General features: G+C 35.4%; 12 protein-coding genes and 1 other annotated feature. Of the genes, 8 read left to right on the top strand and 4 right to left on the bottom strand.

Translation table 11 applies throughout. From position 1 onward, the window contains the following. Positions 1–70: 70 nt before the first annotated feature. Both HMPREF2811_RS02650 and HMPREF2811_RS02645 read right to left on the bottom strand, forming a co-directional pair. A complete protein-coding gene (locus HMPREF2811_RS02650; RefSeq protein WP_071407980.1) occupies positions 71–736 on the bottom strand; it encodes a prepilin peptidase in 666 nt (221 codons plus the stop codon). A gap of 177 nt (positions 737–913) precedes the next feature. Beyond that, complete coding sequence (locus HMPREF2811_RS02645) at positions 914–2,074, bottom strand: pyridoxal phosphate-dependent aminotransferase (protein WP_246829797.1); 1,161 nt, start codon at positions 2,072–2,074, stop codon at positions 914–916. A 152-nt stretch (positions 2,075–2,226) separates the two neighbouring features. Further along, positions 2,227–2,484: a binding site (T-box leader), on the top strand. A gap of 40 nt (positions 2,485–2,524) precedes the next feature. On the opposite strand from HMPREF2811_RS02645, the gene HMPREF2811_RS02640 reads away from it, so the two are divergent. The 5 genes from HMPREF2811_RS02640 to HMPREF2811_RS02620 all read left to right on the top strand — a co-directional run bounded on the left by HMPREF2811_RS02640 (position 2,525) and on the right by HMPREF2811_RS02620 (position 7,309). Next, positions 2,525–3,595: a methionine ABC transporter ATP-binding protein gene (locus HMPREF2811_RS02640; RefSeq protein WP_071407978.1), complete on the top strand. Its 1,071-nt coding sequence runs from the start codon at positions 2,525–2,527 to the stop codon at positions 3,593–3,595. After that, entirely contained in the window at positions 3,592–4,272 is a 681-nt protein-coding gene (locus HMPREF2811_RS02635; RefSeq protein ID WP_066126033.1) for a methionine ABC transporter permease, read from the top strand. Before HMPREF2811_RS02640 ends, HMPREF2811_RS02635 begins: the two co-directional genes overlap by 4 nt. Positions 4,273–4,321: 49 nt before the next feature. After that, a complete protein-coding gene (locus tag HMPREF2811_RS02630) occupies positions 4,322–5,221 on the top strand; it encodes a MetQ/NlpA family ABC transporter substrate-binding protein (RefSeq protein WP_071407977.1) in 900 nt (299 codons plus the stop codon). Positions 5,222–5,394: 173 nt separating this feature from the next. Further along, positions 5,395–6,222, top strand: a complete 828-nt coding sequence (locus HMPREF2811_RS02625; RefSeq protein ID WP_071407976.1) for a MetQ/NlpA family ABC transporter substrate-binding protein — start codon at positions 5,395–5,397, stop codon at positions 6,220–6,222. Positions 6,223–6,373: 151 nt separating this feature from the next. Next, a complete protein-coding gene (locus tag HMPREF2811_RS02620) occupies positions 6,374–7,309 on the top strand; it encodes a GNAT family N-acetyltransferase (protein ID WP_071407975.1) in 936 nt (311 codons plus the stop codon). A gap of 341 nt (positions 7,310–7,650) precedes the next feature. Here the strand turns inward: HMPREF2811_RS02620 and HMPREF2811_RS02615 are convergent, their stop codons facing one another. Together HMPREF2811_RS02615 and HMPREF2811_RS02610 are read right to left on the bottom strand one after the other, a co-directional pair. Next, the gene (locus tag HMPREF2811_RS02615) at positions 7,651–9,051 is read right to left on the bottom strand and encodes an HD domain-containing protein (protein ID WP_071407974.1); all 1,401 of its coding nucleotides are present in this window, start codon (positions 9,049–9,051) and stop codon (positions 7,651–7,653) included. A gap of 11 nt (positions 9,052–9,062) precedes the next feature. Then, the gene (locus tag HMPREF2811_RS02610; RefSeq protein WP_071407973.1) at positions 9,063–9,914 is read right to left on the bottom strand and encodes a lipoate--protein ligase family protein; all 852 of its coding nucleotides are present in this window, start codon (positions 9,912–9,914) and stop codon (positions 9,063–9,065) included. Between the two features lie 93 nt (positions 9,915–10,007). Between HMPREF2811_RS02610 and HMPREF2811_RS02605 the strand changes: the two genes are divergently transcribed. The 3 genes from HMPREF2811_RS02605 to fba all read left to right on the top strand — a co-directional run bounded on the left by HMPREF2811_RS02605 (position 10,008) and on the right by fba (position 12,064). Continuing rightward, a complete protein-coding gene (locus tag HMPREF2811_RS02605) occupies positions 10,008–10,403 on the top strand; it encodes a DUF1934 family protein (protein WP_071407972.1) in 396 nt (131 codons plus the stop codon). Positions 10,404–10,445: 42 nt separating this feature from the next. Further along, positions 10,446–11,081 (top strand): DNA-directed RNA polymerase subunit delta, encoded by a 636-nt coding sequence (rpoE, locus tag HMPREF2811_RS02600; RefSeq protein ID WP_071407971.1) that lies wholly within the window; start codon positions 10,446–10,448, stop codon positions 11,079–11,081. 125 nt (positions 11,082–11,206) lie between these two features. After that, complete coding sequence (gene fba, locus HMPREF2811_RS02595) at positions 11,207–12,064, top strand: class II fructose-1,6-bisphosphate aldolase (RefSeq protein ID WP_071407970.1); 858 nt, start codon at positions 11,207–11,209, stop codon at positions 12,062–12,064. The last annotated feature ends 347 nt before the right edge of the window (positions 12,065–12,411 follow it).

Genomic DNA, 12,411 nt, shown 5'->3' with positions numbered 1-12,411 from the left:
GAAGCGAAAATCATTCGATTTTCTACTTCTTGCCCACTCCCACTTACACCAAAAAGTATAGAACCCTTTTTTATAGGAGTAAACAAAATAGATAACTGATTGCGATGCTAGGGATAAAAGGAATGGCATTCCAGCGTTTGATGTGGTGATATTGTAATATGGAATAAAGAAGGCCGAACAAGGCTGCGCCTAAGATGAAGTAAGGGATGGTCATTTCCTCTAAGGTGCAAGCTAATAAGCCGATTATTTTGGCATCCGCTCCTCCAAAAGCCGTAGGGCGATAATAAATGACTGTTTCCAATAATAACCATATAACGACTGCAACCCACAGTGACTGTCTATTAAACAGACAAAGAACGCCTAAGATGAATAACCCCCACCAATCGATTTGTAAATGAAAATAATCCTCAATGCTTAATAAAAGTAACCAGCAAATAATGAGTGATAATAGATAACCTTCGTAAAAGCTATTGAATTGTAAATAATAAAGAGAAAGACCAAAGCAACCACCCAGTAATTCAAGAAAAAAATAATTACGGTTTAAGCTCGCGTGACAATGACGGCAGGCTCCTTTTAATATTAAAAATGATACCAAGGGCATCAGATCGATTGCTTCTAATGCGTGACGGCAGTTATCACAATGAGAACGACGTGTAAAGTTGATAGTTTGTTCACTGGCTATACAGGTAAAAAATGAAGCCAGACAAGTCCCGATTATAAAGAGTATTACTGTCATTTTACAACCTCCTACTGATAGATACGTTGTTTGAACTTAAAACATTTATCTAAATTCAATTTTTTAAACGAATTAAGTAGCAACAAAATCAAGATTAGCATCAAAAAGCCTCAAATGTTCACTGGTTGGTACCGTTACATTTGAGGTTATTTCATTTATATTAAAGTACAGCAATTATTATGAAGGTTGATGCTCTTTTACAAAAGCCGTAATACGTTTTATTGCCTCTTTTAATGTCTCAAGACTAGCGGCATAGCTGACTCGGAAGTGATCTTTACCGGCTGGTCCAAAACCTGAACCTGGCACAACGCCTACTTTGGCTTGATGTGCTAAATCTAAACAGAATTCACGATCATTGCCTTGGTACCATTCGGGAACTTTAACAAATAAGTAGAAAGCACCTTGAGGATTTAAAGTTTCAATATTCATTTCTTTAAAAGCTTGCATTAAGAAATCACGGCGTTCTTTATAAATGGCGCGCATTTCTTCGATGGCTTCGTCTCCATGGTCATACGCGACAATACTGGCATATTGCATTTGTGTATTAGGAGTGTTGACCATTGCTTGATGAACTTTAAATAACTGGTTGGCCACTTCAACTGGTGCTGCTAGAAAACCACTGCGCCAGCCTGTCATCGCATGCGATTTTGATAAACCATTAATAAGAATTGTACGCTCTCTTAATAATTTAGCCATTGAATAATGAGGATGATCATAAGATAATTCCCCATAAATTTCATCAGAAATGACCCATAAATCATATTTTTCTATAATCGGTACCAATGCACGGAGTTGCTGTTCAGTATAGGTACCACCGGTTGGATTAGCAGGATGGTTTAGTAAAATAGCTGTTGTGCCAGGATTATCGATGATGGCTGCTTCTAACTTCTCTGGTGTAAAGATAAAGTTTGTATCACTCGTATCAACCATGACCATTTCACCATGTGCTAAACTCACTTGAGTATTATAAATTACATAATTGGGTGAGGCAATCAGCACTTTATCACCGGGATTTAAAATCGTTAAAAAACTAGCGAACAACGCTTGCGTAGGTCCTGACGTAACAATGATTTCTGTATCAGGCGAGTAAGATAAATCATATTTACGTAAGACATAGCGTGCAATGGCTTGACGTAATTCAATCATTCCACGAGAATGAGAGTAGCCGTTTAGATCATCCTTTATCGATTGGATCGCCGCTTCTTTAATAAAATCAGGGGTATTAAAATCAGGTTCACCAATTGTTAATGGAATTAAGCCTTCAATTTTTGAAATTTCCTCGTTGAAAGAACGAATAGGGCTTGGTTGTAAATGATTAAGTTGTTGATTAAATTTCACCGTTATCCCAACTTTCTATTGTTATTTCTTAAATTGTAGCATATAAAACCGCGATATAACAGTTAATTAAACAAAAAATGAGAAAAATGAGAAATTTATTAATAATTGTTGACAAAGAAAAAATTATCTTGTATGATAGCTACATAATATAAATAAACGCATTGATGTGGAAAGTAAAATTAATGGACATTTCCTAGAGAGCTTACATTTGGTGAAAGTAAGTAAATGAACTTAATTTGAAAATGGCCACTGAGCGGTCACTCTGAATGCTAGGCAATAAGAGTGGACGGATCCAACCGTTAAAATGGCACAGTATCGTTAATACATGTTTGACTGTACTGTATGAGGTTAAATTAGCAATAATTTAACAAAAAAGGTGGTACCACGAAATGATAACTCTCGTCCTTTATTTATATAGGATGAGAGTTTTTTTATATTGGAGGGATTATAATGATTGAATTAAAAGACATTGAGGTTGTCTTTAAACAAAAAGATAATGTCGTAACTGCAGTGAAAGATGTCAATTTATCAATTAATCGCGGCGAAATATTTGGAATAGTTGGCTACAGTGGAGCCGGAAAAAGTACTTTAGTTAGAACGATTAATTTATTACAAAGACCAACACATGGGTCAGTAACCGTTAATGGACAAAACTTGATTGAATTAACACCCGCAGAATTAAGAACTGCACGCAAAAAAATCGGCATGATATTTCAACACTTTAATTTAATGAATTCAAGAACGATTTTTGATAATGTTGCATTTCCTTTAAAAGGCAGTGGCCTTTCGAAAAAAGAAGTCGCTCATAAAGTAGCTGAATTATTGAATTTGGTTGGACTGAAAGAAAAGTCCGATAGCTATCCAAGTCAATTATCAGGTGGACAAAAACAACGAGTGGCAATCGCTAGAGCTTTAGCCAATGATCCGGATGTCTTACTTTGTGATGAAGCAACCAGTGCCTTGGATCCAAAAACTACCAGCTCGATTTTAAAACTATTAAAAGAGTTGAACCAAAAATTGAATATCACGATGGTCGTGATTACTCACGAAATGGCAGTTGTCAAGGATTTATGTGATCGAGTGGCAGTAATGGAAAATGGCCATGTCCTAGAAGAAGGCAGTATATTAGAAATCTTTACACAACCAAAACAACGTTTAACTAAAGAATTCATCAATACAGCAACCCATTTTGACCAAGAGATTGAATTAGTCTTGAAACATCCTCAAACCATTTCCATTAGTCACGAATCTGAATTAGCCAGATTAACTTATACGGGCAATCAAACGACGCAACCGTTTATTACAGAGGTTATTCGAGAATATGGGATTGAAATTAACATCTTATACGGTCATATTGAAATTATTCAAAATACACCTGTTGGCAATTTATTAGTCGCTTTAAAAGGAGAACCGCAACAAATTAATGCTGCTACTGAATTTTTAAAGCAACACTCAGTAAAAGTTGATTCAGTACAAACATTGTTTCAACAATATGTTCAAAAGGAGGCTGATGAGGCATGATGCAATTTATTGAAACCAATATGCCAGATGTATATAAATTACTTGACGATATCGTGAAAGCGTCTTGGGAAACGGTCTATATGTTACTCTTGACCATCATTTTTGCTGGTATATTAGGATTGATTGTCGGTGTCATTGTGACAGTGACACGACCTGGGGGCATTTTAGAAAATAAAGTTATCTATAAAATTTTGGATGCCTTTATCAATATCTTTCGTTCAATCCCCTTTATCATACTTTTAGCTTTACTGATAAATGTCACACGTTTTATTGTCGGAACAACTATTGGGTCAACAGCGGCTAGTGTGCCGATTATCATTGCGACGATTCCATTTTTCGCACGACAAGTTGAAATTGCTCTTTTAGAAGTAGATTCAGGTGTGATTGAGGCAGCACAATCAATGGGATGTAGTCCATGGGATATTATTGTTAGAGTCTATTTAAGAGAAGGTTTACCGTCATTGTTACGAGTGAGTGCTTCAACAGTTATCAATGTCATTAGCTTAACGGCAATGGCTGGTGCGGTAGCAGGTGGAGGGCTAGGAACGATAGCGATTGCCAGAGGCTATAATCGTAGTAAAATGGATGTTATTTTAGTCGCAACATTCTTAATTTTAGTGATTGTCTTTGTAACACAACTAATTTTCAATTGGATTATTAAAAAAATTGAACACTAATTAACAATTTATCGGTCAAGTTTGACCTATTAAGAAAGGATTTGAGTTTATGAAAAAATTTATTAAAACTATTTCATTAACTTTATTAACGAGCGCTTTAACCTTACCTTTTATCACCAATGTGAAAGCAGAAGAAAAAAATGAATTTGAAGGGGAAAAGGTTACTGTCGGAATCGTACCGGGTTCGGCTGAAGATGTCTGGCAAGTAGTGGTTGATCAAGCGAAGGCAGAAGGCATTGAAGTTGAATTACAATTTTTCACCGACTACAATCAACCGAATGAAGCTTTACAAAATGGCTCAATTGATTTAAATGCGTTTCAACACATTGCTTTCTTAGATAACTGGAATGAATCTAATGATGGTAGTTTAGTTCCGATAGGATTTACCTTCGTATCGCCAATGGGCACTTATTCTGAAAAAATTAAGTCTTTAGATGAATTACCAGAAGGCGGTACAGTCGCTATCCCGAACGATCCAACGAATGGTGGACGCGCATTATTAGCTTTAGAATTAGCAGGAGTATTGGAAATTGATGATGAAGCGGGAATTTTAGTAACGCCAGAAGACATTACAGAAAACCCTAAAAATATCAAAATTGAGGAATTAGATGCGGCGCAATTAGCAGCGACCTTACCTGATGTGGATGCTGCTATTATTAACACGAACTTCGCCAATGATGCTGGCTTATCATTAAAAGATGCTATCTTTGTAGATGCTGATTATCCAGAAAAATTAAGCGAGAAATATAAAAACTCGATTGTGGCTAGAGAAGAAGATAAAGAAAATCCATTATACTTAAAAATTGTTGAACTTTATCAAACCGATGCAGTAGCGCAAGCAATTTATGATACAACGAATGGTGGCGACAAACCGGTTTGGGAAAATGCACCGGTAATCGAGGAACAAACAGAAGATGAGACAACCCAAGAGACAACAGTAGCAGAGTAGTAAAATATAATTAATAACCTGGAGGAGGAAGTATGTTACCTTATCGTCCCTTCCAATACCTATTATTCAGGAAATGATACAATAACCAAGCAATATAATTAATATTCGGGTTTTTAATGATTTTCCCGTTAGTAAAAAAAGATCTTTAAATAATTATCATAAGGAGAATTCATATGAAAAAATTAGTAAAAAAAGTTAGTGTATTAGCGTTATTAGCAGGTTTGGTAGCACCAGCAACTGCCTTTGCAGAAGATAAACCATTTGATGGGGAGACAGTTAAAGTCGGTGTGGCCAGTGATGATGAAATCGAAGTGTGGGAATTTGTAGCAGAATTAGCAGAAAAAGAAGGCATTACCCTTGAAGTTGAATTATTTAATGATTATGTTCAACCAAACGTGGCAGTCGCTAGTGGCGATTTAGACCTAAATGCATTCCAACATGTGGCTTACTTAGAAGAATGGAATAAAGAAAATGACGAAGATTTACAACCAATCGGCTATACTTATGTTTCACCTCTAGGAGCATATTCTGAAAAAGTAACTTCATTGGATGAATTAGCAGAAGGAGCAGTGGTAGCTATTCCAAATGACCCAACGAATGGTGGGCGTGCATTATTATTATTAGAACAAGCAGGTGTCCTTGAAGTAGATGACGCAGCGGGCGTCTTACCAACTTTAAAAGATATTACTAAAAACGATAAAAAATTAGAGTTTAAAGAATTAGATGCTGCTCAAGTAGCGGTTAGTTTACCCGACGTAGATGCGGCGATAATTAATACGAACTATGCCTTAGACCATGATTTATCTATTGAAGATGATGCGATCTTTGTTGACACAGAAGATTTAGCTAAAGTGAATGAGGTTTATAAAAATGTGGTCGTTACGCGTAAAGATGATGTTGAAAATGAATTATACAAACATATTGTTGAATTATATCAATCAGAGGAAGTAGCAGAAAAAATTACTGAAATTACCGACGGTGCGAATGTTGCCGCTTGGTAATTACTTACTACACACCACAAACATACCTTTTGGCTATCGAATGTTTATGAGATAGCTAGAAGGTTTTTTATTTTGTGAATTGACGACAACAAGATTTTGTTGTTAAATGAAGGTGTCTTAATAGAATAATGAATTGTAGTAGGAGTCAAGTATGAGTATTGTTGTGTTAAACCATCTATCATCAGAATTAAGAGATAACATTCATCAATTAGAACAATTTGTTCGTCAGGCAGATCACACCTATCGTTGGTTATTTCTATCTAATCAATATAATTTTGATCAAACGATGCCATTTTTGGTTTTATATTATCATCAAGGCCATCTTGTTGGTGTAGGGACAATCTACGCAGAGGATACAGATTTAGCGGAAGTAGCAAGTATCGTCCATCCCCAATATCGAAAGCTGCTAATCAAAGACGCCATAATTGCTAAAATAAAACAAATTTGTCGTGATTATCGAATAAGAACGATTGGTTATAAAATAGAACGTAAATTTTATCAGCAATATCCAGCGATTTTTAATCGTTATCGTCTTAATCCTGATGCGATACCAGAACTCATTTTACAATTTGGAAATGATCAAAAAGAGATGTTTGGTGCAGAAGCTCAAACAATTACATCTGTGGAAGATTCAAAAAATAAACTCTTCGACCGTCAGCATTATGAAAAAGAAGCAAATGTGATACAGGTAAGACGAGCATTACCCGAACACTTGCATTCAATTGCTCATATACTAGCGGAGTGCTTTGACGATTCATATTATGAAGAACGGCTTTTTGTGGAGCGAGTCGCAGCAGATAGCAGCATGGTATTATATCAATTCTCTATTCAAAATGAAATCATCGGAACGTGTTCGATTGAAGTGCATCCTAAGGTTATTTATTTGTTTGCAGTCGCGATTAAGAAAAAACAACAAAATAAAGGGTTCGGAACTAAAGCAATAGCTCAATTAACCACTTATTTAACGCAAAAATATCACCGTCCCTTACAAATTCAAGCCGATAGAGATAATAAAAAAGCGATAAAACTCTACCAAAAGATTGGCTTTAAAACTGTGAGCGAATGGATTGAATTAATTGAAAAATAAGAATAAAATAGCAACTTAATTCGAAATGCTGTTGATTTTTGCGGGATCAACTTGAATTAAATTGCTATTTTTTTATATTTCATTTTGTTTGATTGGATAAAACAGTACCAGAAAGTCTAGGTATAAACTTGATAATTTCAGTTCAGCCAATCATCGTTTAGGATATGTGTATTGATTGAGTGGCATTCAACGGTGTCTAAAGATTAGGCTGATGCGTATTCAACTCTAAGAGTTAGTCAAACAATATGAAAAACAATACATTTTGCTTGCTCGCCTACTCGCTATGTGTTTTTATATCCAAGACTAAAGGGTAATTAGAGCTAGTGATTATCAAGATGTTTTTAATTAAAGAGTCGTTCTTGGATTTGGTAGTTAGTGTCATTGTATTCTTTTTCATGAGCCACTAAGATCATTTGTTGATTACTTGTCAATTTATCAGCTGGAATACATTCAAAATATGTCATTAATTGGCCTGGGAAATAAAGACGTAAATCTCCTTTTACTTCTCCAGCTAAGGTATTAACTAAAGCACTGACTTGTGATAATTCGACTTTATCGTATGTTTTGGTTAATAATTCAATTTGCGTACGTTGTTTTTTTTGATTAGGACGATAGTAATCGTAAGGTAAATCATAACTACTATTGATACCGAAGTAATAATCTGGGTCAAACCCTGCTTGAATCATTTCATCTTGTAGGGCAATAGCCAAGGCTTCGCGATTTTCTTCGGTCACGATTAACGATTTAAATGGCTTACGATTGACGAAGCGATAGGCTAAATCAGATAAAATCGGATCGTCTTCATAAATCCACATTGAGAAATAAGTGCTCATTACATGGTCATCCAATAGTAAGTAATCCTGTAAAGTCCAGGTGCCGGTTAAGAATGGTTTTAATAAGCCAGCCGGTTGTTTCATTTGTGTTTCGTCTTCTAAATAGAGTTTTTTAGCACGGTCTAATAAGCTTTTTAATACTTGTTCCATTCCACGCGATACCCCATGGAAATAAACTTGCATATACATTTGATATCGGCTGACAACATAATCTTCTACAGCATGCATTCCCGAATAGTCAAAAGCTATTTGGTTATTATAAGGACGTATTACTCTCAGCACGCGAGTTAAGTCGAAAGTTCCATAACTGACACCAGCATAATAGGCATCTCTAAGAAGATAGTCCATTCGATCGGCGTCAATTTGACTACTGATAATTTGTACTACTTGTTGGTTAGGATAAGTTTTATTGATGACACTGGCTACTTTTTCAGGGAAATCATTTCCAAAATAGCGCAATACTTGATTGATTTCTGTTTCAGAAGAAGTGATTATTTGTTGTGTTAAAGCCTCGTGATCCGTATTAAAAATACCTTCAAAGGTATGGGAAAATGCGCCATGACCAATATCGTGTAATAAGGCCGCACAAAGTGTTACCATATGCTCATCAGGATTCCATAAGCCATCATTGGCTTTTTTAGTTGCGTATTGGCGTTCGAACAAATCAATGATACGGCGTGTGATCTCATATACACCTAATGAGTGATTAAAGCGCGAATGTTCTGCCCCATGGAATGTAAACGAAGAGGTTCCTAATTGCTTGATTCGTCTCAAGCGTTGAAATTCACGCGTATCAATTAATTTTAAAATAATTTTGTCATGAATATGAACATAATCATGAACAGGGTCACGGAAAACTTTTTCACGAGGTAACTTTTGTGCCATAACTTTTTCTTGAAATGTTGACATATAGATGCTCCTTATTTATTAATTTGTAGAGGGTAATTACGATCAAGTGTTTTTTGGTACATTTTCTGGTAGAGTGCCTCTAATGCTTCCCCAGAATCAGGCAAACGAGTTAATTGAGTTTGTTGTTGAACGGTATTTAAAAGGAGTTGTTTAAACTTTTCGACAGATATAGGTTTAGCTAAGAAGTCGTTGATGTTGGACATCACATCAGGATTGACATTAGGATATTGCGAATCAGCCTCTGATATTTGATAAAACTGCCGGATTATTTTAGCTCGTTCTCTTTGATTACCTGTAACACTGATATAAGCGGCGACGGCCACACCATCTTTGAAACGACGTTGTGCAATGCCACCAATTTTTTGTTGTTGAATGATAATATCGTATGTACCAGGACAATAGGAATCGGGTACTTCGTAGCTTTCTACCTTCAATCCCAAAGGACTAAGAGCTTCTTTAAGCCATTGAATCATTTGCTCATAGCCTTCATCAATAGTTAACGGGTATTCCTTTAGATTACTGATAAAGGAAATATTGATAATGCCAGGGTCACTAACCACAGCTAGTCCACCATGAGCACGTAAATGGGGAGCGAATCCTTGCTTATTTAAATACGCTATACCTTCTGGTAATGCTTTTAATCGAGTGTCTTTAGGGCCCAGTATGATCGTTGGGTAATTGAGACGATAGAAGTGAATAATCCCTTTTGCCTGTGACGATTTATCAGACGGATGGTCATTAACTGTCATAATATGGCGAATAAAAGCATCTTGCCAACTTAAAGCGACTAAACCATCATCTGCATTAGAACCTGAACCGACTTCAGTGTAAAGCCAATGATGATGCGATAAAAACTCTGACATACCTTACCTCCAATAAACTGTAAAAATCGTGTTAATTCCTTTTTATTATAGCAAATAATAGGTTATAATTACTAGCAGAGGGGAAGTGAATTAGTGAAGCGTGAAAGCGTTACGGTGAAAGTGACCCAGAAAATTTTGGATTCTACGACAAAACGTATTGAAAAATGGCGTCATCAAACACAAGGTGAATATTATCAACTCAATTCATTTGAAAAAATTACTTACGAAGATCAACAAGGACAAATGGTTCATGTTAAATGGTTTCCTAATAATGGAAATTTAGAAATTAGTTATGGATCTACCCGATTATTATTTAATAAAGAAGAGCCGACCCAATTAGCTTATTCGACAACACAGGGATTAATGGTGTTTGATGTCTTAACACATCGAATCAGTATTGCTAATAATAAAATTTCGGTAGATTATCAGCTATTAAATGAAAATAAACCCATTGGTGATTATGATTTTAGATTGATTTATCATCAATAAATCGTTAAGATAGTAAGGTAGAAATATAAAGGAAGTGACGATATGGAGTTAAAGGCATTCGAAGGTCAGAACCGCGAGGAACTTTCATTAATTGAAGTTGCTCATGAAATATTAGTTCAAAAAGGTGATGTCATTGAATTTAATGAATTATTAATTATGATTCAAGAATATTTAGATTTAAATGAAGCCCAATTAGAAGCGAATTTAGTAAGATTTTATACCGATTTAAATATTGATGGACGCTTCATCTCATTAGGAGATAATCGTTGGGGCTTACGCTTATGGTACCCAATTGATTCAATCGACGAAGAAACCATTACTTCAGCTGAAGAAGAAGTTCCAAAACGCCGTCGTAAGAAACGTAAATTAAATGCATTTGCTGACGATGAAGATATGATCGATTATAACGATGATGACCCAGAAGATGGCGAAGTTTATGATGAAGAAGATGAAGAATTCGATGAAGATGATGAAGATATGGATGATATCGATGAAGTCATTGCTAAAGAAGACGAAGATGAAGAAGAAGAGTTAGATCACTATGCAAGTGAATTGTCTGATTTTGAAGATGAAGACATTGATGAAGATGTTGAGATTGATGAAGAAGATGATGAATTAGTAGATGATGAAGAAGAAGATTTCGAAGAATACGACGAAAACGAAGAAGATGAAGATTAAATACCGCTTACATGATGAATTTGTGAAAAGATGTGTTAATTTCACTAGCCTAAATCATTAAAATAAAGTATAATATTAAGTGAAATACATATACTATTTCTAAAGGATTTCAAGGAGGAAATATAATGAGTAGATTAGTTAGTATGACAGAAATGTTAAACAAAGCAAAAGAAGGTAAGTATGCAGTTGGTCAATTCAACATTAACAACTTAGAATGGACTCAAGCAGTATTACAAGCAGCGCAAGAAAACAACTCACCAATTATCTTAGGTGTATCTGAAGGTGCTGGTAAATACATGGGTGGTGCCGAAGTAGTTGCAGCGATGGTTAATGCTTTAATGGAAACGATGGATATCACTGTTCCAGTTGCATTACACTTAGACCACGGTTCAACTGTTGAAAGTGCTAAACATTATATTGATGCTGGATTTACTTCTGTTATGTTCGACCATTCTCATTTCCCTATCGACGAAAATATCGAAATGACTAAAGAATTAGTTGAATACGCTCATTCTAAAGGTGTATCAGTAGAAGCTGAAGTTGGTACTGTTGGTGGTGTTGAAGACGGTGTAACTGGTGGCGTACAATATGCTGACTTAGAAGAATGTAAACGTATGGTATCTGAAGCTAAAATTGATGCTTTAGCAGCAGCTTTAGGTTCAGTTCACGGTACTTATGATGGAGAACCTGTTTTAGGATTTGATGAAATGCAAGCAATTTCTGATGCTACAGGAACACCATTAGTATTACACGGTGGATCAGGTATCCCTGAGTTTCAAATTAAAAAAGCTATTGAACGTGGACATGCTAAAATTAACGTAAACACTGAATTACAACAACAATGGACTAAAGCAGTTCGTGAAAAATTAAATTCAGACGATAAAGTTTATGACCCACGTAAAGTAATTGCTCCTGGTAAAGAAGCAATCGTTAAAATTACTAAAGAAACAATGGATATGTTTGGATCAACTGGTAAAGCATAATTCATTAAATAACGTTGATATATCAACGTTTTAACTGAGTTTAATACATAATTAATTTTAAAAGGGGCAAAAAAGGGGCAATTAGTATAAATTGTCTAATACATTTTGCTCTTTTTCTTTTGTTTTCGAGGTAACGTGATAGTATATTTTGAGTGTTGTTTTAGGGTCAGATGACCTACATTCTCTATGATATGTTGACAATAACAAATTTTGCTTGATTAGTATGAGAGCATAATCATTAAATAAATACATTAAAAATACAGAGGCTGGGCAAAACTTTTAAATTCTGTTCAGGTATATCTATTTAATTTAAACCGCAGTGGTTGAGTGGTCTCAATCTGCGTCTT

Source organism: Globicatella sp. HMSC072A10 (assembly GCF_001811625.1).
Taxonomy (GTDB): Bacteria; Bacillota; Bacilli; order Lactobacillales; family Aerococcaceae; genus Globicatella; species Globicatella sanguinis.
This window is presented reverse-complemented; position numbering and strand designations above follow the sequence as displayed.